Origin of the sequence: Microtetraspora sp. AC03309 (genome assembly GCF_020826795.1) — a bacterium.
GTDB classification, from domain to species: domain Bacteria; phylum Actinomycetota; class Actinomycetes; order Streptosporangiales; family Streptosporangiaceae; genus Microtetraspora; species Microtetraspora glauca.
The window spans coordinates 57702-80025 of record NZ_JADDIL010000040.1 but is presented as its reverse complement, the minus strand read 5'-3'; the positions used below and the strand labels follow the sequence as shown (position 1 = coordinate 80025).

21 protein-coding genes are annotated in these 22324 nt (G+C 68.5%); 12 read left to right on the top strand and 9 right to left on the bottom strand.

Annotated features, from left to right (window positions below):
* Positions 1 to 148 precede the first annotated feature (148 nt).
* A complete protein-coding gene (locus IMZ11_RS23650; RefSeq protein ID WP_228644533.1) occupies positions 149 to 943 on the bottom strand; it encodes a hypothetical protein in 795 nt (264 codons plus the stop codon).
* Between the two features lie 251 nt (positions 944 to 1194).
* On the opposite strand from IMZ11_RS23650, the gene IMZ11_RS23645 reads away from it, so the two are divergent.
* Positions 1195 to 2040: a hypothetical protein gene (locus IMZ11_RS23645; RefSeq protein WP_228644532.1), complete on the top strand. Its 846-nt coding sequence runs from the start codon at positions 1195 to 1197 to the stop codon at positions 2038 to 2040.
* Between the two features lie 14 nt (positions 2041 to 2054).
* Here IMZ11_RS23645 and IMZ11_RS23640 read toward each other — a convergent pair whose 3' ends face one another.
* The 3 genes from IMZ11_RS23640 to IMZ11_RS23630 all read right to left on the bottom strand — a co-directional run bounded on the left by IMZ11_RS23640 (position 2055) and on the right by IMZ11_RS23630 (position 6388).
* Positions 2055 to 2399: a YbjQ family protein gene (locus IMZ11_RS23640; RefSeq protein ID WP_228644531.1), complete on the bottom strand. Its 345-nt coding sequence runs from the start codon at positions 2397 to 2399 to the stop codon at positions 2055 to 2057.
* A 39-nt stretch (positions 2400 to 2438) separates the two neighbouring features.
* Positions 2439 to 4931: a tetratricopeptide repeat protein gene (locus IMZ11_RS23635; protein WP_228644530.1), complete on the bottom strand. Its 2493-nt coding sequence runs from the start codon at positions 4929 to 4931 to the stop codon at positions 2439 to 2441.
* A gap of 950 nt (positions 4932 to 5881) precedes the next feature.
* Positions 5882 to 6388: a DUF6000 family protein gene (locus IMZ11_RS23630; RefSeq protein ID WP_228644529.1), complete on the bottom strand. Its 507-nt coding sequence runs from the start codon at positions 6386 to 6388 to the stop codon at positions 5882 to 5884.
* 180 nt (positions 6389 to 6568) lie between these two features.
* Here IMZ11_RS23630 and IMZ11_RS23625 point away from each other — a divergent pair, with 180 nt between their 5' ends.
* Both IMZ11_RS23625 and IMZ11_RS23620 read left to right on the top strand, forming a co-directional pair.
* Positions 6569 to 6934, top strand: a complete 366-nt coding sequence (locus tag IMZ11_RS23625; protein WP_228644528.1) for a peptidase inhibitor family I36 protein — start codon at positions 6569 to 6571, stop codon at positions 6932 to 6934.
* 310 nt (positions 6935 to 7244) lie between these two features.
* On the top strand, positions 7245 to 7580 hold the full coding sequence (locus tag IMZ11_RS23620) for a hypothetical protein (RefSeq protein ID WP_228644527.1): 336 nt from the start codon (positions 7245 to 7247) through the stop codon (positions 7578 to 7580).
* A gap of 318 nt (positions 7581 to 7898) precedes the next feature.
* On the opposite strand, the gene IMZ11_RS23615 is transcribed toward IMZ11_RS23620, so the two are convergent.
* The 4 genes from IMZ11_RS23615 to IMZ11_RS23600 form a co-directional block, all read right to left on the bottom strand.
* Positions 7899 to 8966: a TIGR04500 family putative peptide maturation system protein gene (locus tag IMZ11_RS23615; RefSeq protein ID WP_228644526.1), complete on the bottom strand. Its 1068-nt coding sequence runs from the start codon at positions 8964 to 8966 to the stop codon at positions 7899 to 7901.
* A gap of 2 nt (positions 8967 to 8968) precedes the next feature.
* Positions 8969 to 9958: an MvdC/MvdD family ATP grasp protein gene (locus IMZ11_RS23610; protein ID WP_255706947.1), complete on the bottom strand. Its 990-nt coding sequence runs from the start codon at positions 9956 to 9958 to the stop codon at positions 8969 to 8971.
* A gap of 121 nt (positions 9959 to 10079) precedes the next feature.
* Positions 10080 to 10238 carry a hypothetical protein gene (locus IMZ11_RS23605; protein WP_228644524.1) on the bottom strand — a complete coding sequence of 53 codons (159 nt, stop codon included), beginning with the start codon at positions 10236 to 10238 and terminating at the stop codon, positions 10080 to 10082.
* A gap of 730 nt (positions 10239 to 10968) precedes the next feature.
* A complete protein-coding gene (locus IMZ11_RS23600; RefSeq protein ID WP_228644523.1) occupies positions 10969 to 11301 on the bottom strand; it encodes a cupin domain-containing protein in 333 nt (110 codons plus the stop codon).
* Between the two features lie 73 nt (positions 11302 to 11374).
* On the opposite strand from IMZ11_RS23600, the gene IMZ11_RS23595 reads away from it, so the two are divergent.
* The 3 genes from IMZ11_RS23595 to IMZ11_RS23585 all read left to right on the top strand — a co-directional run bounded on the left by IMZ11_RS23595 (position 11375) and on the right by IMZ11_RS23585 (position 14047).
* Positions 11375 to 12001 (top strand): DedA family protein, encoded by a 627-nt coding sequence (locus tag IMZ11_RS23595; RefSeq protein WP_228644522.1) that lies wholly within the window; start codon positions 11375 to 11377, stop codon positions 11999 to 12001.
* Positions 12002 to 12050: 49 nt separating this feature from the next.
* Positions 12051 to 12758 (top strand): GNAT family N-acetyltransferase, encoded by a 708-nt coding sequence (locus IMZ11_RS23590; protein ID WP_228644521.1) that lies wholly within the window; start codon positions 12051 to 12053, stop codon positions 12756 to 12758.
* A gap of 98 nt (positions 12759 to 12856) precedes the next feature.
* Positions 12857 to 14047 carry a VLRF1 family aeRF1-type release factor gene (locus tag IMZ11_RS23585; protein ID WP_228644520.1) on the top strand — a complete coding sequence of 397 codons (1191 nt, stop codon included), beginning with the start codon at positions 12857 to 12859 and terminating at the stop codon, positions 14045 to 14047.
* Between the two features lie 117 nt (positions 14048 to 14164).
* On the opposite strand, the gene IMZ11_RS23580 is transcribed toward IMZ11_RS23585, so the two are convergent.
* Positions 14165 to 14545, bottom strand: coding sequence for a PPOX class F420-dependent oxidoreductase (locus IMZ11_RS23580; protein ID WP_228644519.1), 381 nt, complete (start codon positions 14543 to 14545; stop codon positions 14165 to 14167).
* A gap of 252 nt (positions 14546 to 14797) precedes the next feature.
* On the opposite strand from IMZ11_RS23580, the gene IMZ11_RS23575 reads away from it, so the two are divergent.
* The 6 genes from IMZ11_RS23575 (at position 14798) to IMZ11_RS23550 (ending at position 22202) form a co-directional block, all read left to right on the top strand.
* Positions 14798 to 15346, top strand: a complete 549-nt coding sequence (locus tag IMZ11_RS23575) for a SigE family RNA polymerase sigma factor (RefSeq protein ID WP_228644518.1) — start codon at positions 14798 to 14800, stop codon at positions 15344 to 15346.
* On the top strand, positions 15343 to 16524 hold the full coding sequence (locus IMZ11_RS23570) for a hypothetical protein (RefSeq protein WP_228644517.1): 1182 nt from the start codon (positions 15343 to 15345) through the stop codon (positions 16522 to 16524). The genes IMZ11_RS23575 and IMZ11_RS23570 overlap by 4 nt, the downstream gene beginning before the upstream one ends.
* A gap of 76 nt (positions 16525 to 16600) precedes the next feature.
* Positions 16601 to 18211, top strand: coding sequence for an ABC-F family ATP-binding cassette domain-containing protein (locus IMZ11_RS23565; RefSeq protein WP_228644516.1), 1611 nt, complete (start codon positions 16601 to 16603; stop codon positions 18209 to 18211).
* 95 nt (positions 18212 to 18306) lie between these two features.
* Complete coding sequence (locus IMZ11_RS23560; protein WP_228644515.1) at positions 18307 to 19086, top strand: hypothetical protein; 780 nt, start codon at positions 18307 to 18309, stop codon at positions 19084 to 19086.
* An 83-nt stretch (positions 19087 to 19169) separates the two neighbouring features.
* Positions 19170 to 20270, top strand: coding sequence for a saccharopine dehydrogenase NADP-binding domain-containing protein (locus IMZ11_RS23555; RefSeq protein WP_228644514.1), 1101 nt, complete (start codon positions 19170 to 19172; stop codon positions 20268 to 20270).
* 177 nt (positions 20271 to 20447) lie between these two features.
* Positions 20448 to 22202: a hypothetical protein gene (locus IMZ11_RS23550; RefSeq protein WP_228644513.1), complete on the top strand. Its 1755-nt coding sequence runs from the start codon at positions 20448 to 20450 to the stop codon at positions 22200 to 22202.
* Positions 22203 to 22324 lie beyond the last annotated feature (122 nt).

Below are 22324 nucleotides of genomic sequence, written 5' to 3'. Positions count from 1 at the left end.
ACCGGCCATTGAGGACCCGTCGATAGCCGCCTAAAAGATCTTGATCCACAGGTCTTGACGATTGCTCTTCTGGTCAGTCAGGTACACGAGTTGTCTAGTCCCATGAGATGCCTGACGTTTCTGGCCCAGGACATGGACGACAGGTGATCTAGGAAACATGGTCGACCTTGCGGGGCCGGTGAGCCTTGTGGTTACGGATCGGGATGTCGGTGGTCCGCCGCACGGTGCGCGGCGCCTCGTCCAGGTCGATCGTGAAGGTGGTGTCGCTGACATGCACGGTGACGACCTGGCCGGCGTGCTGGCGGCCGAGGGAGACGGTCTGGCGGCACACCATGATCACGCCGAAGGAGTTGGCCCGGCGCTGCACCGTGACCGGCGACTGGGCGGGAACGGGAGGTGGGCCGGCGGGCCGGGCACCTCGTAGCCGCAGGCATCTCTGCCAGATCAGAGGGTTGGGCCGGGTGCGCAGCAGCTCGTGGGTGTCGGGATCGATGAACATCAGGATGTTCTCCTCGATCCGGATGGTGACCCGCCGTCCGGCCAGGATCCCAGCGGCCAACAGGCGGCGCCCACCCAGGCTGACCATCCTGTACTTGGCCACCGTCCGCTCGACCTCCAGGGCGGCGTCGGTCTCGACCCGCGGCAGCGGGGGAAGGATCCGCCGACCGACCGCCCCGGGCGAACAAGGAGGCCAGATCCGCCGTCGACGGATGCGCAGACTCTTCAGCCGCACGCCGCCGGCCAGCAGGTGGATCACGTTCACATCGGCCCAGAAGGTGATGACCTGTTCGGCGTGGGAGGTCCCGAGCCAGAACTGTTTGCCCGCCACGCCCAGATTGCCGCTGGCGGGCACCACCCGCTCGAACTCGATCGGCCCACCGGACGTCCGGTCGAACAGCGCCTCACCGCCATGACCGAACTGCGCGGTGAAACTGCTTGCCATTGTCCGTGAGCACCTCACCCGGCGCCCCGAACGCGTGCAGCGCCTCAACGAAGGCCAGGCAAACCGCCCGCCCGGTGGCCCGCACCACCGCCTTGGCAATCACGCAATAGCGCGAATGGTCATCGCTTCCGCTGATCGACAGAGTTCTCTGTCTGGTGCCGCGAGGAGCGGCGGAAGAGGATTCGGATGTGGGTGTGGAGATGTCGGGAGCCTTGTGGGGGCCTTTAATCGTTCTGGGGCTTTCGGGGGCCATGGCGATGTGGCGGCTGCTGGTGGGGCCGCTGACCGTGTCGCCGGACGGAATGCGGTATCTGGCCATGGGCGCCGGGATCCCGGTGTCCATGCCGTTTCGACTGCGGTGGCTCGCTCCGGCGGTGTGCCGGGACAGCATCGCGAGGTGGCGGTGCTGGACGGCGGTGCACGTCGCGGCGTTGCCGGCGCTGACCGCGATGTGGCTCTCACACTGGGTGGACGATCCACTCCGGTGCGCCCTGGGCGGGCTGCTGGTTGTCGGGTTGCCGGGGCTGTGGCAGATCAACCTGCGGTGGGGCGTGCTCGTGGACGGATCGTCGATGGCGTGGGCGCTGGCTTCCGCGATCGCGCTCCAGCACGAGCAACCGCTCCTTGCCTGCGCGCTGGCGGTAGTGTGCGGGTGCATCAAGGAGACGGGTCCGGTCTTCGCGGCGTGCTTCGCCTGGTCGCCGCTGCCGCTGGCAGGGCTCATCGTGCCCGTCGTGTTGCGGCTGACCGCCCGGCGTACGTCCGATTTGCTCGGCGATGACGATCTGCTGGACAAACCACTGGTGGCGGGGCTGGTCGCGCACTACCGGCGGTGGCTGGACCCGCTGTTCATGGTGACGCCGTGGGGCGTGTGCATGGCAGGCGTGCTAGTCGGCGACGCCGCGGTCCTGCCGATGCTCGTCCTCACGCTCACCATCGCGTACGGCCAGTTGCTGGTCGCGACGGACACCGTGCGGCTCTACCAGTGGGGGGCGCCACCGCTCATCCTGGGCACGGTCCTGGTGCTGCCCACCTGGGCACTCGGGGTGGCACTCGTCCCGCATCTGCTCAACCCGTGGGCCGGGCGCGGTATATGACCCCGACGGGCAGTTCAGGGCAGTGTCTTCCTGACCTGTACGGCGGTGCCGTATGCGCAGAACTCGGTCCAGATGTCACCCAGTTCCGAGGTGACCAGCCGTACACCGATCACCGCGTCGGCGCCGAGTAGGCAGGCGTTGGCCGCCAGCCGATCCATGGCGAGTTCCCTGCTGGCCGTCAGGGACTCGACGACCGCCGTCATCTCCCCGCCGATGATGGTCCGCAGGCCGGCGGCCATCTGCGCGCCGAGGTTGCGCGTCCGCACGGTCACGCCCATGACGATGCCGAGCACCTTGACGATCTCCAGGTGTGGTACATGCTCCGTGGTCACCAGGATCGGGGAAGCCTTCTCGGTCAATGTGGTGCTCCAGAGACGGGGGACATGATTTCGCCGCCGTCAGGCCAGTGGGCGAGGCGGGAGTGCGATCCGCCGGAAGATGGCCTCGGCCTCGCTGTTGTACCGCTCGGCTTCCCCCTGCTCGCGCAGGTCGTGTTCGACGAGGGAAAGGCTGCGCAGTACGCGCGCTTCCGAGAGCGGGTGCCGGGTTTTGAGGATGTCGGGGAGGCATTCGCGATACCGGTCTCGGGCCGCCCGCGGCTTGCCCCTCTTCCGGTGCATCTCGCCCAGGTGGTAGACCGCCTGGGCGCTGCCCAGACGGAATCCATAGCGCTCGAAGAGCGGGACGCACAGTGCGAGCTTGCGACTGGCGTCCTTGTATTCGCCCAGGACGATGGCGAGTTGTGCCTGGCTGTGCAGTGTGTGCGCGACGCCGAGAACATGGCCCAGGTCGCGGTAGATCTCGTCGCACGCGGTGAAGCACGCGGCCGATTCCTCCGCGCGGCCGAGGTCCATCAGCACATCGCCGAGCCCGTGCAGGGAGTGCGCCTCCCAATAGCGCTCGCCGGCGGCGCGAAAACGCTCCAGGCATGTGTTGTAGAGGGTTTCAGCCTCCTCCAGGCGAAGCTGGTCCCGCCGCAGGTATGCCAGGCTGTGCAGGTTCATGGATTCCTGGAGTGGCAGCCCGAGTTCGCGGAAAGAGGCCAGCGAACTCTCCAGCGAAGCCTCTCCTTCGGCGTAACGTCCTTGGTGGCGCTGAAGGTTGCCCGCCATGAAAAGGACATCCGCGATGCCGCGCCGCTGACCGATGGCGTGGAAGATTCGCAGCGCCTCGGCATAGTGGTGGTCGGCCGTGTCGAGATCGAGCTGTTCCCACGCGGCGACGCCAAGCCCGCGCCGCAGGTAACCCTCCGCACGCCGATCTCCGCTGCGCTGGGCGGCCTCCACCGCGAGGGTGTAGCTCTCGGTCCATGGCCTCCAGAGCGAGAAGCGGTCGAAGAAGTCGCAGAGCGGCTCGGCCAGGGCATGGGTCTGACGCCAGAGCTCGCTGTCATGCGCCTGGGCCACGAGCACGACGAGGCTCGCCTCCTCGGCGGTGAACCAGGCGGCTGGGTTGTTCGCGAGGTGGCCGGCCAGACCCACCGCCTCCGCGCTCCACTCACCGGCCGAGCCGTCGTCGGCCTTCTCCGCGTTCGCCGATGAAGGCGAGAGCCCCTGGTCGGCGCGTACGGCATAGTTGGCGTAGACGTCGAGCAGCCGCGCCAGCGCTTCCTTCTGAGCCGCCTGCGGCATCGACGTGGCGAGTTTCTCCCTGCCGAAGAGCCGGAGAAGGTCGTGGAAGCGGTAGCGGGCGTCACCGTCCCCCTCGCGGCCCGTGGTCTCCAGCAGGTTGCGGTCGACCAGGCCCTCGACCAGTTCCTCCGCCTCTCGCGGGGAGACGCCGGCGAGAGGTCCCGCGACCCACGCAGCGAAGTCGGGCGCCTGGAGCAGTGACAGCAGCTCGAACACTCGCTGTCGTTTCTCCGTCAGCCCCTGATGGCTGAGCTCGAAGCTGGAGCGAACCTCCAGGTCTCCCACGCGCATCTCGTCCAGCAGGCGGTGCTCGTCGGACAGCCTGGCCGCGAACGAGGCGAGCTTCGTATGGCTTCGCGCGGCGAGTCGCGCGCCGATGATGCGGATGGCCAGCGGCAGGTGGCCGCACAACCGCACCAAGGTACGGGCGGCGTCCGGCTCCGCGTCCACGCGCGCCGCCCCGACGATGCGGCGTAGCAGGTCGAGAGACTGAGGCTCATCCAGTACGTCCAGCCGGACGGTGGTCGCCGATTCGAGCGCCCTGAGGTCACGTCGGCTTGTGATGAGCACGGAACACGTGGATGAGCCCGGCAGGAGCGGGCGGACCTGTGCTTCCTCAGCCGCGTTGTCCAGCAGGATCAGCATCCGCCTGCCATGCAGCCGGTCGCGGTACATGCGGATCCGCTCGGCGGTGTCGTCCGGGATCGCCGCTCCCGCGACCCCGAGGTCGCGCAGAAATCCGGCGGCGACCTCGGCCGGGTCGAGCACCTGGTCTTCCACACCGCGGAGGTTCACATAGAGGTAGCCGTCGGGGAATTCTTCGCGCATGGTATGGGCCAGATGAATGGCGAGTGTGGTTTTCCCTACACCCCCCTGGCCGGCGATGGCGGAAATGACAACCGCTGTTCCCTTGCGACGCCTGCCTTCGCGGAGTAATCCCTTCAGGCGCGCTATCACGTCCTCCCGGCCGGTGAAGTCCTTCACGTCGGGAGGCAGGGGGAAGGCCCGGCCGCCACTGGCCCGGGATTCATCCTCATCCTGGGTGAGCTGCGCCATCTTCCGGGATTCCCTCTTGCTCCGCGCCTCGCGATATACCTGTGTGGCGGCGAGTCCCCCGGTCAGCGCCGATGCGAGGGCGGCGAGGGCGAGCTGGGTCGGACTCGGGTCATCATCGGGGAGATACAGGCCGGTCGCCGACGCCGCGAACGTCGCCGCTGCGGTGGCAGTGCCGATGAGCGTCACATTGACGCGCTGGCGCACGGAGAGATGTTTTGGCCGGCGCATATTCAAGGCACTCCCTGCTGCGCGACAGTTTCAACGCGACAAGTTGAAGATCCCCTTGGGCTCTGATGATTGCACCAGCAATTGCATGCATGATATCCACCGGCCCTCGTAAAAACCATCCGACTTCACCGGAATGGCACAGCCCCTCTCCCGGTTCGTGACGTGGCAGAGCACAACATGCCGGCCTGACAGGCGGCGGTCGCGGCCGCGCTGGGTCGCCAAGAGGCCGTCATCGAGGAAGTGAGCCCAAGACACGCCGAAAGCCTCTCAGGGGATCCTTCAGAGTGGTAGCGGCCGTTCGTTCGGTCAAGTGACCCCAGTAATCTTGCTAACGCCAGTGCTGACAACGACGCTGGACGGCCGTGGACGGCTGTGGAATCGGCGAGGCTGGGCCCCCATTTGTGAGCGGGCATTTACGTCAACAGGTAGACGTCTGTGGACATCTCCAATCCTGCTCGTATTGCGTAGGTCTGGGGTTCGATCCCCGAAGGCGGCTCCATCAATGACCAGGGCGTTTCCCATCCGGGAGACGCCTGTGATCGTTTCTGGTTGCAATTCGCCCTTCCCCCACAGTGCCCGTCCCATCTGCCGAACCGCGTCAATGGCCATCGCGGTGGCGATGTGGATGTAACGCTGGGTGACTCTGATGTCGGAGTGGGAGCTAGCCAAGCCAATAGAGTCCGCAGGAGCCTGGGGGTCGCCCCGGGGGAGATCCGCCATGGCGCGCCGGCGCACGTGATCCTCTATACGTCGAACGGCGAGGCCCGGCAGGAGTTCTCGATCGTGCTCACCGCCCGAGCCCCGCGAAGTCCGCTGGATACCCCGCGACCATGTCAAGACGCTTTCGATGGGCCGGTCAATGCGCCTGCGAATCGGCCACTACCTCGCCGGAACCGGCCTTCCGTGCATCGGATGACAGCCAACGGTCATGAGGTGATGGTCTCCGCGAATGAGCACCGCCTGTCCATCTTCTCCTTCAGCTCCGCCGGGTCCTGGCCGTGCATGGCCGATCTCGCCCACAGACCATGTGGAGCGAGGAAGCGAGCGGCGTGATCGGTTCTCAGTCTTTCGTCGAGGTGGAGCAGCGCGCCCATCGCCCAGTCCTGGTTGTAGTAGCAGGTTGGATCGGGGAGGTAGCGGTCCAGGTAGGCGACGAGTGATGCGGCGGCGGGCTCGTCGGCCAACCGGGCGAAGGCGAAGCAGTACCCCTGGCCTGAATAGACGAGTTCGCTGTCCAGGAGCATCGCGTGGAGGCGGCTGCGGAACCGCGTGCGACGATCGATGCCGATCAGCCAGGCCGCTGTGAGCCGGGAGCGCCATTCGATGATCGACCGGCTGGCCAGATGTTCGGGATCGTAACGGGAATGGATCTCGGCCAGACGCTCGGTTACGTCGAGACGGCGTCGCGCCGCCGGGGATCGCCCAGCGACCACAACCAGGTGATCGGCCGACGCCCGGACTTCTTCCCTCGAACCTTATAGGTTACGGAACTCGGATCCTCGCCGCAGGATGTCCCTGAGCTCGGAAGAAGTGAACGGACGACAAACCGAAACTCACCGGTGCGGAATGACCATGTACCACCCATCACCGAACCCCAAAGGGAAGTGATCTTGGTGACAACACGGCGTACGATCAGTGTGCTGCTGGCGACGGTTGCGGCCGCGACAATGAGCTTGGCCATCAACCCGGCCCCGGCCAGCGCCCTCTCATGGGATTGCGCGTCGGGACACTCCTGCTACTACGACGGCGCCAACGGAGTGAACAGGATCTGGATCGCGCCCAGTGGCGGTAAGTGCTTCAACTTGGGGACGATGGGCCTCAACGACCGGATCTCCTCCATCTACAACAGGGGCAACGGAGCGGTCCATCTCTACAACTGGGTGGGCTACTGGGACTACTTGGGGTCGGTCCCCCGGAACGCGGCGTTCAACCTGGCCTCGGCCGTCAACAACAAGACGGACAGGGTCTGCATCGACTAGAGGCAGTCGTACCGGGGATAAAGTCGGTGCATCCTGCGGAGAGACGTCCTTGCCTGGCGAGTGGGAAGACGTCCAGGCCCGGCGGGACGAAGAGCAGAGCTGATGAGCGTGACGGACATCGGCGGACACATCCGAGAGCGCCTTCACGAGACTCGTAATGCGTAGGTCTGGGGTTCGATTCCCCAAGACAGCTCTGTATCAGGAGGCCCCTGGCCAGCAAATTTGCGGTCAGGGGTTCTTTTTATGTCCAGACAATGTCACGATCTTGCCCGACGCCTCCGCCAACAAGTGATCAGAGGAGGGCGGCAGAGTGGTCCAGCGGTACACGAACGACCGCGGGGCCAAGATCTTCGCGGGAGGCTACCTGGCCGCCCTCGCCATTGCCGCTGTTACCAGCTTGGGTGGGTTGCTGGCTGGTAAGGACAGCGTGGTCCTGTGGCCGATCATCCTGGTCGTTCCACTCGGCTGGCCGCTCTTCTGGCTGATCGACAAGACCCAGCAGGCTGTGTGGGACTCCTGGTTCTCGATGGACCAGCGATGGCTCATCCCCCTGGTCATCTGGGCTCTCTTCGTGGCATGCGGCGCGCTTCAGGCATGGTTGTTCTGGAGAGTCACCCGAGGGAAACGCCTCGCCCCGAGAACGTGAAAGGGCCTTTTCGGGGAAGGCCCAATAGGTCTGTCAGCCGTACTCGTTGAGGGATCGAAGTCAGCGAATACCTCTGGTACGAGCTGGAAGATCACGGGATCGATAAGGATCACAGTGCAAGCCGCGGACCTCTGCTGGACCGACAGTGGCTATACCTGCACGGCATGAGGCGTAGGGCTGTCCGTCTGGTAACTGCTGCCAGCCGCATGTCGCCGGTAGCCGTGAACGACGCTGACCTGGGATCGCGGGCATCAGCGGACACAGACCAGGGCGTTTCCGACCGGGAGACGCGCTGTGATCGTTCTGATGGCCGTGGATCTACCCGGCGCTCGGGGCGTTCCCCAGCGCCGCGTTGAGCACCTCGGTACGGGCGACCGTTCCCCAGAGCCACTCGACGGTGGCCTTCCCGCGCCGCTCGGCCAGCCATTCGTCGAAGACCCGCCCCTCGATCAGGGCACGGGTGGCCTCGTCCAGGATCGCGGGTCGGACCTGGAGCACGTACACGACGGCGGAGCCGCCGTCGGCGGGGAAGGGGCCCAGCACATCCCCGGCCCTGGCCCCGGCGGCCCCGGCGGGCAGATCACGGCGGCGCACCTCCTCCATCTGGCAGGTCGCCGCGTTGCCGAGTACCTCCCTCGCGGCCAGGGCGACGGGGTCGGCGGCGTCGCGCAGCCTCGGGAGCGCCGCCCGCGCGGCCTCCGTTTCGGCGTAGCGCAGCCGCAGGACGTGCAACCTGTCGAAATCGTCGCGGTGGGCGTCGAAGACGGCTTCCGCGCGTCCGGCCACGATCCTCCGGCGCAGCCGCCGTGCCGCGGCCTGCTCGGCGACCAGTTCCTCCAGGGAGGCGAGGGCGAGCCCGCGCTGCGCCATCCACTCCCGGGTGGCCTGGGCGGTCAGCAGGCCCCGCGCGCGGCGGAAGGCGTCCATCGCCTGTCGAAGCTCGCCGTCCGTGAGCTCCGTCCGCCCGCTGGAGGTCTCCTCCATCACGAGGTGAGCGTTGACCAGCCGTTCGGCCAGCCGGACGTCGCCCCAGAGCACGTCCAAGATGGAGACCACCTGCTCCATCTTCACATCGACACCGTTGATCCGGACGACGACCTGGTCCCCTGACGGCTGGCTGCCGCGCATCGGCCAGGGCAGAACCTGGTTGGAGGCGAGCGCCAGCGAGATCGTGCCGGCGGCGGTCTTGATCAGCAGGTCGTAGTGACAGGACTCGTCGGCGGCCTCGCGGCGCCACACCAGCCTCATCGGCACGTCCGGGTACCGCTCATGCAGGGCGCCCAGATGTCCCCTGGCCTCGCGGGGCTGGAGGCCGGTCACCTCTCCGAGGTAGGCGAGGGCATCGGCGAGCAGAGCCTCGGGAAGCCGATCGGGCGGGGCGGGCATGGTCAGGCTCCTTCGAGCAGGATGTCGCACAAGGCCTGGCTGATCGGCAGGCCGGTGAGGTGCTCGATCCACAGCCACTGGCCGTTGGGGTTGATCTCCAGAAAGACGTAGCGGCCGTCAGGGGTGACGATCAGGTCTATCGCCCCGTACCGCAGCCCCAGGCGGTCCGTCAGCGCCAGGCAGCGGGTGGCGACCTCGTCGGGCAGCCGATGAACCAGATGCGGGGTGACGCGGATGTCGTACCGCCTCCAGTCGAACCTGGCATGGTTCGCGACCTGGGAGTGGATCTCGGCGGCGAAGACCTGGCGCCCCACGACGGTGACGCGGAGCTCGACTCGCTTGGGTATCCGCTCCTGCACGATGACCGGGCAAAACCGCAGCGCGTCGGTGTAGGCCACGTCGCGGGCGGCGACCGGCTCGCAGGCCCGGCTCATCACGATCTCGCCTTCGGCGTCCTCCACCCAGGGGAGGTTCAGCGGCTTGGTGATGATGCGGCCGTCGTGACGGTCGTGGAAGTCGAGGAACGCCTCCCCGCTCGTGGTGATCACGGTTTCCGGGATCTGGAAGCCCAGCTCGGCGGCGAGGGCGAGCTGGTGGGGCTTGTGCCCGGCCCTCCGGAAAACCGACTCACGCGCCGGAAGCTGCGGGCAGCTCAGATGCTCCCACAGGCCGGTGAGGAGGCTCTGGCACTCCTTGACGGTGTAGTCGGCGATCGTCTCGTCGGTGAGGACGGGGTCGGCGGCCACAGGCATCGGCCGACGCCACCACAGAGCCGTGAGGGTGTCCAAGTCGACGGTCTCGTCGCCGATACGGAGGCGCCTGCCGACCGCGCCGTCCAGGTAGGACAGATCCACCCGCGACCTGCTCTGGAAGCTCGCCGGGTTGAACACCGTGGTCCGCGCCCCACGCCCCACAAGAAGATCACAGACGCGCGAAGCGTGCGCATCCTCCTCATGGTCGTACGTAAGGACAAGGACATGAGGTGACGGCAACGGGATTCCTCGTCATTCCTTCGTCACGGGTCCGCGAGACACCAGGTGCGGGAGTCCTGCCTGGCACCCCCCCGCACCCGTACATCCTCAGCCGCCGGGACGGCTCTCGGGCCTGGGCCGCCTAGACGAGGTCGTCGATGACGCTTCCGCCGTCCGCGGAGGTCCAGCTGTGCGGCGGAATCTTCTGGTAGCCCCCGGTGATCCCGAGAAGCTGGCTCTCGTCCAGTTCCGCTCCATCGAGGGCGATGTCGTCGAGCGTGGTGCGGGAAATCGGCTCCATTGCGGCCCGTTCCTTTCGGAGGTCTCGGGTTGTCCTCCGCGCCACTGTGCGACAGCGAGCTTGAACCCCTCTAGTGAACGGCTTGGAATTCCCGCCTCACATATCGCGACCGAGGGTGATCGCCACTGGCCGAGAACCTGATCGTCAGGATCCGGTTCAGATGCCCCCTTCCGATCGTCGGAAGGGGGCCGTCCGCCGCTGATCGTCTTGCCTTCCCAGCCGTTGCTGTCGAACAGGCCCGTGGCCGGACAGGACGTGGTCAGGCGCTGCGGCAGCCCATCACGGTTCATGGTGATGCGTCATTACAGGATTTGGCCGGGTCATAAATAATCGCGACAGCGGCCGAGACGAAGCGGATTGCCATCCTTGATGGCGTGGAGCCGTCAGATGGGGTGAAGTGAACCCATGAGAGGTTGGTTCCGCCGCCTCATGTGTCGCCACCCCGGGAGGCGCCTCCAAAGGCCCCCGGAAAGACGCCCCGAAAGCCGGTCTGGGAAACGCCTCGGCGGGCGTACCGGCGGCGTACTTCGAGGGCGCCGATTTCACGCACGAGACGGACTTCGGCCAGGTGCGTTGGAGGCGGAACGCCGGTAGCACCTCGACCTGGCCGTCGGGATGGGTCGAGATGCCGGACCCCGACGATCCGGACCATGGCTCGCTCGTGCCCGAGCTGCCGGCCGGTGTCCCCGGCGGGTGACGACCCGAGAGTGAACCCGTGGGCGCGGGGCCTTCAGGGGCGCTTGGCGACGGTGAGGAGGAACGCGGTGTCCTCCAGCGCCTCCACGCTGTGGCGGGCCTCCGGGATGATCAGCAGATCACCGGTGCGCCCTTCCCACGAGGTGTCGCCGCTGTGCAACCGCAGCCGCCCGCGTACAACGAACAGGGTCGCCTCTCCCGGGTTCTCGTGCTCGGCGAGGGTGGTGCCGGAGGTCAGGGCGAGCAGGGTCTGGCGCAGGACGTGCTCGTGCCCGCCGTACACGGTCTCCGCGCTGCGCCCGGTCGAGGCGGTCGCGGCATGCTTCAGATGTTCGTGAACCAGAGCATCCAGTGAAATCTTCTGCATGAGAATCAGTGTGCCAGCGGAGTGCTCCGCCTGTCGGCAGGGCCCTTGAACTGCGCGGTCATAGAGTGCTCGCATGGGCCCACCGCTGCCCGGCCCACTGGCCGACCTGGCTCCCCTGCTGCACAAGTACGGCTACGCCGCTGTCGGAGGGCTCATCGCTCTTGAGGATTTCGGCATCCCCGCGCCGGGCGAGGCGATCCTCATCGCGGCCGCGGTCTACGCGGGAGCCGGGCAGCTGAACATCTTCCTCGTGGGCATCGTCGCGGTGGCGGCCGCCATCGTCGGCGACAACATCGGCTATCTGATCGGCCGGGTCGGGGGCCGAAGACTGATCCACCGCTGGGGCCGCTACATCCTGATCACGCCGGAGCGTTTCCACACGGCGGAGAGGTTCTTCCTCCGCCACGGAGGCAAGATCGTGGTGATCGCCCGCTTCGTCGAAGGGCTACGCCAGATCAACGGCATCGTCGCCGGAACCACCGGGATGCCCTGGCGTCGTTTCCTCATGTTCAACGCCATCGGCGCGGTTCTGTGGGTCGGCCTGTGGGCAAGTGTGGCCTACTTCGCGGGGAAGAAGATCGGCGTCATCTACAGCGTGATCGAGCGCTACCAGAACTACGCCTGGATCGTGCTCGCCGTCGCGGTCACGGCCTTCGTCGCGTGGCGCGTGGTGCGCCACAGGCGGCGGCACAGCGCGTGACCGCGGAATTCGGTTGCGTGCCGTACGGATCCGACGTGACGATTTCGGAATGGACGAGAGACGCCAGGTCATGGCGAACGCGGTCAGCTACGTCGAAGGTGTCAGGGACGGACGTCCCTGGGCGGACATGGTCGAGGTGGTCGGGCCGGATCCGGTCGAGGTCATCATGTCCGGCATGCGCGGCTGGGCCGTCTCGGCTCCGCCGGAGCTGTCGGAAGAGCTGCTGGCACGGGGTGCCCAGTTACTGCGGCACGCCCATGTCATGTTCTTCGACCTGAAGGACGCGGACCCGGCCGAGGTGGAAGCGCCCGAAGGGTTCCGTTTCGTACCGTGCGACCGCGATCCGGAGCAGGTGTTCCCCGCGGTGCGCGCGGCCTACCCGCCCGGACATCCCGATCACCGGCCGGACCGGGGCGTGGAGCGGGAGCGCGAGGAGCTGACCGAGCTCCTGGAGGGACGGTTGATCGGGCAGGTCCTTCCCTGCAGCGTCCTGGTCGTGGACGCCGACGACACGGTGGTCGCCGGAGTCGTCGTCAACGACATGCACGGCCGGCCGTGGATCTCGCAGGTGTTCCGGCATCCGGTCAACGGGCCTCGCGGGATCGGCGCGCTCGCCCTGCGAGCCGTTCAGGTACGGGCCGCCCGGGACGGCCTCGCCGGCCTGGGGCTGGCGGTCACGCACACCAACCCCGCCAGAAGGATCTACGACAGGCTCGGTTTCGTGGTGACCGAGACCTCGATGACCGTGGTCGTGTGACCCCGCCCGCCCCGGACCGCGGGTAGGGCGTCAGGGTAAAGGTCGCGCTAGCCCCGCTCCATTTGCCCGTTGAGGCACGTCAGCCCGCGATGACCTGTATGTACGCTTCGGAAAACTGGGCCATCCAGGCGTACGGGGGCATCGTCATGGCTTTCGAACTGCCCGATCTCCGGGAACTGGCGACCTTCGGCGACGACGTGGGGGTGGTGTCGCTCTACACGACGATGGAGCCCGGCACGACGGCGTGGCAGGTCCGGGCGCGCAACGAGATCGCCGCGCTGCGCCGGGATCTGGCCCGGCAGGTCGACAAGGACCTGGCCAAGCTGGTCCTCGCCCGGCTGGACGTGCTCGAACCCCGGATCGACCAGCTCCTCAACCCGACGGAACCCGGTCTGGGACGCGCTCTGTTCGCCCAGGTGGCAGGCGATGAGGTGCGCACCCTGTGGGTGCAGCTCCCGGTCGGGGACCTGGCTGTCCTTGAGCCGAACGCCTACCTGCGCCCCTGGGTCACCGCCGTCGAGGAGGGCGCTCCCGCGGGCGTCGTCATGGTGGGACGGGACGGTGTCCGGCTGGTCGACTGCCGTTACGGGCTGGCGGAGGAGCTCGAACCGATCGGTTTCGACCTGGACACCGAGGACTGGCGCAGGAAGCGCGGCCCCGCCACGCCCGGACTCTCGCGCCGCGCCGCCGACCAGCACGACCGTTTCGAGCAGCGGGTCGACGAGCACCTGATCAGGTTCCTGCGTACGGTGGCCCCGCGCGTGGCCGAGCAGGCGGAGGGGAACGACTGGCAGGCCGTCCTGCTCGCGGGCGATCCCAGGGCGACCGATGTGCTCGGCGAGGCCATGCCCATGGGCCGGGACACCGTCCTGCTCGACGCCATCATCGACCCCGCCCTCTCACCCGCGGAGGTCCTGGCGTATGTACGTCCCACCTTCACCGAGGTCCGTGCCAGGCGTGACGCCGCACTGGTGGAACGGGCCCGCGAGCTGGCGCTGTCGGGCGGCAACGGCGTGCTCGGTCTCGGCGACACGCTCGCCATGCTGCGCGCGGGTCGCGTCGAGCACCTGCTTCTCGACGCGGCGGGGGAGTGGAAGGCCGCCACCGCCGTGGACGCGGGCGCCGCGCCCATCGCCGCCGAGCTTGTAGAGGAGGGCACGACGGACGACCTGGGCGAGCGCATGATCGAGCTGGCCCTGGAGCACGCCACCAAGGTCACGATGCTGGGCTCCGAAGCCGCGGCCGGACTCGCTCAGGAGGGCGGGGTGGCCGCACTGCTGCGCTGGTGACGGCACCGAAGCATCGGTGATGGCCGGCGGGTCCTCGACACCTGTGAAACCGGCCGGTGCCTGGTGCCGATCAGCGGCGGCGTGTGACCCGCTCGCACCCGTCCGCCGCCGGAAAGGTCAGGAAGGCAGGGTGATGCGCACGCCGACCGTGCCGGCGCGGCCACGGCGGATCATGCTTCCCCAGATGCTCAGCCTGCCGACCAGCCCGTACTTCTCGATCACCAGTCGGCGCACGTGGTCGCTCTGTTCGGGCGGCAGTACCTCGGCCCTGGCCGCCACCGGTTCACCGCGCAGCTTGCCGCGCATGTCGCACGGGGCCACCGTCACGTCCGGATTTCGCCGGATGCGCTTCACCTTGCCGGAGTCGTTGGCCGTCCAGACGACCAGGGCGTCGCCGTCGCGGGTCACCCAGACCGGGGTCGCGACCGGAGTCCCGTCCCGGCGGAATGTCACGACTGACACGTACTGTTCGGCGCCGAGTCGCTCAACGGATGTCATGGCCGCACCCTACGCGGACGGCGAGCGCCAGGAACTGTCCGGCCTCGTCAGCGAGAGGGAACCACCGGTGACACGTCGAGATCGGGCACCCCACATGCGTGCCATGACCCCCGCGGTGTCGGCCTGGTCCTCATCGAGAGCAGGTAGACAATCGCGGCAGGTTCCGACCAGGTGACAGGTCCCTGGTCTCGCCTGCCGGGAAAAGTCGGCGATCAGAAGCAACCTCATCAGGGGCCCACGCATGAAGTAGGCATGCAAGCTGAGATCAGGAATGCGAGGGAGGAGCCCCCACCGGAGCTCCTCTCGGTGTCACCAGGCGACGCCATCGTCTCCCGGTTGTTCACCGCTCATCGTCTTGGCCTCGTCCGGTTCGCTTTCCTTCTGGTGGGAGACCAGGAGGCGGCTGAGGACGTCGTGCAGGACGCCTTCGCCGCCGTCCATCGTCGATGGCGGCGCTTGGCCGATCACGATGATCTGCTGCCCTATCTGCGTACGGCGGTGCTCAACGGCTGCCGCGCGGTTCACCGTCGCCGGGCGATCGCCCGGCGGTTCGGCATCGATCGGGAAGCCCCGTTCTGGTCCGCCGAGTCCTCGGCCCTGCTGGGGGAGACCCGCCGGGAGGTGTTCGCGGCCGTCCGCGATCTACCGCGCCGCCGGCGTGAGGCCGTGGTGTTGCGCTATTACCTCGATCTCTCCGAGGCGGAGACGGCCGAGGTCATGGGGGTCAGCCGCGGAACGGTGAAGTCGACCACAGCCCGGGCGCTCAGGACGCTCGCCGAGAAACTTGAGGAGGGCCGATGACCCAGCGAATCGAACAGCAGCTCCGTGACGCCTTCGCCGCAGGTGCGGAGCTCGTACGTGCCGAGACTCTGCGTCCCTCCGGCCAGGTCCCACGGCCGGAGGCCCGCCCGCGCTTGCGCGGACCTCTCGTGCTGGCCCCGCTGACGGCGGCTCTGGCTGTCGTGGCGGTGAGCCTCACCGTCGTGGCAGGGCTCGGCAGCCCGGCCACGACGGTCGGAGGTGCGCCCCCGCCTCCGCCGTTCCTGCTGACGGCGGGAGAGGACGGCCTGTCGATCCATGACACCGTGAACGGCGAGATCACCGAGCTGGTCGCGACGCCTCCCACCCCGAAGGGGATCACCCGGTCCACCCCCGGGGGATACGTGATCGCCGGCACGGGAGAGGGCACGACGTTCTACGTGGCCCAGAGCGTGACGGAGCCCGAGACGATGGTGAGCACCACACGCTTCTCTCGCCTGCGCGTGGACGATCGGGGAAAGACCACCGAAATCGCGCCGGACGTGATCCCTCCCGTGACCGGTGCCGCCGTCACCTCGTTGGCCGTGACGCAGGACGGCGCTCGGCTGGCCTACGGCTTCCACGGCGAGATGTGCACCGGATCGGCCCCGTGTCCCGGCGACCGTCTCGCGGTCGTCGATCTGATCGTGGGCAAGACGCGGAGCTGGTCGGCGGAGGACTCCGAGAGCATCGAGAGCCTGTCGTGGGCGGCCGACGCCCGTACGCTCGCCTTCGTGGCCGGCGCGGAGGTCCGCGTCCTCGACACCGCCGCCGCCGGGGACACGCTCACAGGCAGTCGCGTGATCGTGCGCGGTGTGGAATCTCCGGTAGGCGCGGCGATCAGCCCGGACGGCCGCACGATCGCGGTCGGCGGCCCCTTCTCGCCGCCGGACGGCGAGGCGCCGCAGCGCTTCTCCATCGAGGAGTACGCGGTCGCCGACGGCGCAAGGACGCGCACGCTGTTCAGCGCGGAGAACGCCGCCAGAACGGTCGCCCGGTGGACTCTGATCCGCTACGACGCCACGGGACGGCATCTCCTGATCATGGGCAATATGTACCCATTGAGCAGGTGGGAGGACGGGCAGGTGACCGTCCTCGTCCGCCCGGAGGCCGGCGGCGCGCATTCTCCGGCCCCCGACTCTCCCGACGCGTCGCCGCAGGAGATGCTCGCGGCCTGGTGACCGAGGCCGGGAAATTGGGATGCCCACCTGTGAAATCGGCCGGTACCCTGCGCGAGAAGCGAGAGAGGGAAACGCCGTGGGACACGTCGAGATCGGGCATCTGACCTATGTGTTGCCTGACGGGAGGCCGTTGCTCGACGACGTGTCGTTCCGGATCGGAGAGGGCGCCAAGGCCGCGCTCGTCGGGCCCAACGGGGCGGGTAAGACGACGCTGATGCGGCTCATCTCCGGTGATCTCCAACCGGTCGAGGGCACCGTCGCCCATTCGGGCGGGCTCGGTGTGATGCGGCAGTTCATCGGCAGCATCCGTGACGGCCGGTCCGTCCACGACCTGCTGCTCAGCGTCGCGCCGACGCGGATCAGGGAGGCGGCGGCCCGGCTGGACGCCGCCGAGCTCGTGATGATGGAGCGTGACGACGAGAAGACCCAGATGCGCTACGCCCAGGCGATCACGGACTACACCGACGCCGGCGGCTACGACATCGAGGTCCTGTGGGACACCTGCACGATGGCCGCCCTCGGCACGCCGTACGACAGGTGCAAATACCGCGAGGTCAACACGCTGTCCGGCGGCGAGCAGAAGCGGCTCGTGCTGGAGGCGCTGCTCCGCGGCCCCGACCAGACCCTGCTGCTCGACGAGCCCGACAACTACCTCGACGTTCCGGGCAAGCTCTGGCTGGAACAGGCGCTGAGAGAGACGCAGAAGACGGTTCTCCTCGTGTCCCACGACCGGCAGTTGCTGGCCAATGCGGCGGACCGGATCGTCACGGTCGAATCCGGGAACATCTGGGTCCACGGCGGCGGTTTCGCCACGTACGCCGAGGCCCGAAGAGAGCGCAACGAGCGCCTGGACGAGCTCCGCCGCCGCTGGGACGAGGAGCACGTCAAGCTCAAGCGCCTGGTCAACATGCTGAAGAACAAGGCGACCTACAACGACGGCATGGCCAGCGCCTACCACGCGGCGCAGACCCGGCTGCGGAAGTTCGAGGAGGCCGGGCCGCCGGAGGTCGCCCCGAAGGACCAGCTCATCAACATGCGCCTGCGCGGCGGCCGCACCGGCAAGCGCGCCGTGATCTGCGAGACCCTCGAACTGACCGGCCTGATGAAGCCGTTCGACCTGGAGATCTGGTACGGCGAGCGCGTCGCGGTGCTCGGCTCGAACGGCTCGGGCAAGTCACACTTCCTGCGGCTGGTCGCCGGGGAGGCGGTCCGGCACACGGGGGTGGCGCGGCTCGGCGCGCGGGTCGTCCCCGGGCACTTCGCCCAGACGCACTCCAGGCCCGAGCTGATGAAGCGCACGCCCTGCGAGATCGTCATGACCGAGCACGCCAGGCTCAAGAACGAGGCGATGAAGGTGCTCGCGCGTTACGAACTCGCCGGCGGCATCGCCGAGCAGCGCTTCGAGACGCTCTCCGGCGGGCAGCAGGCGCGGTTGCAGATCCTGCTGCTCGAACTGTCCGGCGCCACGCTGCTGCTGCTCGACGAGCCGACGGACAACCTCGACCTGGCCAGCGCCGAGGCGTTGCAGGAGGGTCTGAACGCCTTCGACGGCACGGTGCTCGCGGTGACCCACGACCGGTGGTTCGCGGCGGACTTCGATCGCTTCCTGGTCTTCGGCTCGGACGGGCGGGTGTACGAGGCGCCCGAGCCCGTTTGGGACGAGACCCGGGTGGTCCGCCCGAGATAGGCGAAGATCCTAAAGAGTTCGTACGGCTCGCGCGTGTCCGTTGGGTGGCGTCCCATTCACCGGGTTATGACGGCTAAGTGACTCAGCGCAGCCGCATGGCAGCAGCATTGGCCCTCGTCGTCATGGTCGTGGTGGCGGGGTGCAGCACGAGCGAGGAGAAGACGAAGCAGCTCTCCCCGCTCGCGCTGAAGGAGCAGGCATCCTCGATCGGGAAGTCGAGCAACGGCTACGTCGTGACCTGGGCGGGTGTGCTCGGCAACGCCAACCGGTGGCACTTCGGGGAGAACGCCGTCGCTCTGATCAGCGCGCGCGACGCCGCCGGCAAGGAGGTCGTGCGCATGGAGCAGCCGCTGGACGCGATCCCGCCGGGCGGCTCCCTGTCGTTCACGGGCGAGGCGGTGTCCAAGGTCAAACCCGAGCGGGTGAAGATCGAGTACCGCCCGGCCTCGTGGCGGCCGGTCGCGCGGATACCGTCGGCGTTCCGGCCGTTCCCGGTGTCCGACGTGGCGACGGAGAAGCTGGAGGCCGGGTCCTACCTCGTCACCGGGTACGTCTCCGACCCCTTCCGCAAGGCCGCGAGCAGCCTGGTCGTCACCGCGCTGCTCCGTGACGACGCGGGCACGCTGCTCGGCGGCGGCACGGCCTTCGTCGACGACGTCCGGGCCGAGCGCGACCGGCGGTTCGTCATCACCGCGAACGGCATCAAGGGGAAGGTCGCCGACACCGACGTGTCGGTCAGGACCTGGGGCGCCACGGCCAAGCCGTACGAGGAGCTGGTGGCGGCCGGGACGGTCCCCGTCAACGCGACCAAGCCCACGACCAAGCCGTTCGCCAAGGACCGCGGCTATCCGCCGATCGGCGACCGACGGCCATGAACGGCATGGTGGCGGTCCCGGAGCCCAGAATAGGAGCGGACCCACTATGGATCTTGAATTCGGAGGCGGGTTACCGTAACGGCATGACCACCTCCCGGATCGTGCTGTTCGGGGCCACCGGATTCACCGGCAGGCTCACCGCGCAGGCACTGCTCATGATGGGCGCCCGGCCGCTCCTGGTGGGGCGTGACCAGTCCAGGCTGGACGCGTTCGCCGCGTCGCTGCCGGTGGCGCTCCCCACGGCGGTCGCCGACGCCGGCCGTTCCGAGACGTTGGAGCGGATGCTCAACGCCGGCGACGTCCTGATCTCCACGGTCGGACCCTTCACCCGGTGGGGCGAGGGGGCGGTCATCGCGGCGAGCGAGACGGGAGCGACCTACCTCGACTCCGCGGGCGAGCCGACGTTCATCAAGCGGATCTTCCAGCGGTACGGCCCGGCCGCCGCGACCAGGCAGGCCGCTCTGATCACGGCGTTCGGGTACGACTACGTGCCGGGCAACGTCGCCGCCGCTCTCGCGCTGCGCAAGGCCGGCGGCGAGGCGGTCCGGGTGGACGTCGGCTACTTCGTCCGGGGGAACATGGCCAAGCGCGCCAGCGCCGGCACCAGGGCCTCCGCGCTCGGCGTCGTCCTTGAGCCCATGTACGGCTTCCGCGAGGGGCGCATCGTCCGCGAGCACGGCCGTACCCGCCAGTTCAACGTGGGCGGGCGCCGCCGCCACGGCATCTCGATGGGCGCCTCCGAGCACTTCGCACTGCCCAGGGCGTTTCCGGGGCTCCGCGAGGTGAACGTGTACCTGGGCTGGCTCGGCGGCCTGACCCGGGCGGCGGGCGTGCTGGCCAGGGCGACCCCGGTGCTGGCGGCGCTGCCCGGTGCCAAGCGGGTGACCGAGGCTATGGCCGACCGGGTGATCCGCCTGGGCAATCGGGGGAAGGCGGCCGATCCCGACATCTCCTCGCAGACCGTGGCGGAGGCGTACGACAAGGAAGGCCGGTTGCTGGCTTCGGTCCAGCTCGACGGGGGCGACCCGTACGACTTCACCGCCCGGATCCTGGCATGGGCGGCGACCACCGCCCTGGCCGACGGCGTCAAGGGGGCGGGGGCGCTCGGTCCCGTGGAGGCGTTCGGGCTGGACGCGCTGCTCGACGGTTGCACCGGTGCCGGGCTGCACCTTTCTCCGGCCTAATCCCCCTTATCGAGACAAGTCGCGAAATATCCAAAGAGCCAGATAAATCGGTTCCCGTCCGGCGCAAGCCGCACAAAACGCAAATCCCATTGTATAAGCCGGGCGCGTCAATATCATTTGCATCCGTTCAGTGGAATCAGTAGAACTGCTAGTTATTAATCATTTACTCTCGGTCATATGAATGACCGCGTACTGGTCGAGGCGTTGCGGGCTCGGGACCCGGGCGCCCTGGCCGCGCTGTACGACTCGTATGCCCTAGCGATTTACCGATACTGCCTGGTCATGCTCGGCGGGCCGGACAGCGCGCAGGTCGCCCTGCGCGACACGCTGATCGCCGCCGAGGCGCTGGTCGGCTCGCTGGCGGATCCGGACCGGTTCCGCGTCTGGCTGTACACGCTGGCCAGAGGGGAGTGCCTGCGCCGCCGCATGCCGCAGGGCGCCGAGCAGCCGGACACCGACCTCTCCACCGTGCTCGTGCCCCAGCTGTCCGACCCCGCCGACGCGGAGTTGCGGGTCGTCGCCTGGCACGCCACGCGCGGCCTGAGCCCGGAGGACCGGGAGGTCCTCGAACTCGCCAGCAGGCACGGCCTGACCGGACCCGATCTCGCGACGGTCCTCGGCACGGGCCAGCGTTACGCCGACGGCCTCCAGGAGGCCGCGACGGAACGCCTCAGCGACGCGGTCACCGTGGAGATCCTCGCGAGGAAAGGGCCCTACGACTGCCCTCGCAGGGCGAGGATCCTCGCCGGGTTCGACGGCGAACTGGACGCCGAGACGCGTGAGCGGATCGCCCGCCATCTTCCGCGCTGTGAGACGTGCTCGGCCCATCGCGTGCGACACGTCTCCCTGGCCAAGGTCTTCGGCCTGCTTCCCGAGGCGAGCCTGCCGGACACCGTACGCGTGCGGGTGATGAGCTGCTTCGCCGACCCCGAGCTTGTCGCCTACCGCAGGTACGTCGCCAAGCGGGTGGGACGGCTCACCTCCTCAGGGTTCCCCTCGGGAGGCGGCGGTCGCGGCTGGTCCCGCGCGCTGGGCGGCACGCTGGCCACGGTGGCGGCGGTCGGCCTCGTCCTCCTGTCGTTCAACCAGTTCGCCGACCGGCCGGAGGACCGGATCGTCGGCATCGCGTCGGACGCCTTCCCCGCCGCGGGCGACCCTCCCGGCCTCAAGGTGCCGTGGAAGGCCACGCCGCAGGACCGGCCGCTGATCCTCACCCCGATCCTCGACCGGGATTCGACGCGTCCGGCCGGGTCGCACGACGAGTCCGCGGGGCCGGGCGTACGCACGAGCCCGGATTCGGAGCCGGGCACGCGGGCCACCCCGTCTCCCTCCGCCTCCCCGACGACGCCGACGCCCCGCCCGTCGAGGGTGGAGTCCTCCCCGACGGAGCCGGTGCCGAGCCCGTCCGGCGAGACGTCTCCAGTGCCGAGCCCCTCGGACTCCCCGAGCGGCAAGCCCGAACCCACCGAACCCACCGATCCCACCGTCTCGCCGGTTCCGGGGGTCGACCACCAGCACCATCCCCGCCCGCAGCGGCGGCGCTGTCCACCCGAACGCTCGCCGTCGCCCACCCCCGGCAGTACCGCGACGGCGAGCCCCTCCCCTGTGACGGCGCCCCGCGCACGGCCTGCGCGGTCCGAGCGGCCGGCGCGGCACCCGCGACCCGCCCGGTCCGACCGGCCCGCACGACCGGACCGGCACGCACGACCGGATCGACCGGACCGGTCCGAGCGACCGGACCGGTCCGAGCGACCGGACCGACCCGAGCGGCCGGGCCGACCCGAGCGGCCAGAGCGGCCAGAGCGCCGGGACCCGGCGGGGTCGTCCCCGGCGGCTGCCGCGCCCGCCGCACCGCCCACGGTGGCCGCACCGTCTCCGCCGCCCGCACCGCCTGCGGCGGCGCCCTCACCGGCGGGTCCGCTCGTCGCCTGACCGGCCGGCGCTCGGCCCCTGGCGGGCGAGAATTTCCGCTCAATACGGATACGCGGACGGGTAATCCCGTCCGCGTTTGTTATCCCACTACGGAGACAAAGCGACCCTTATTCCGTACCGCA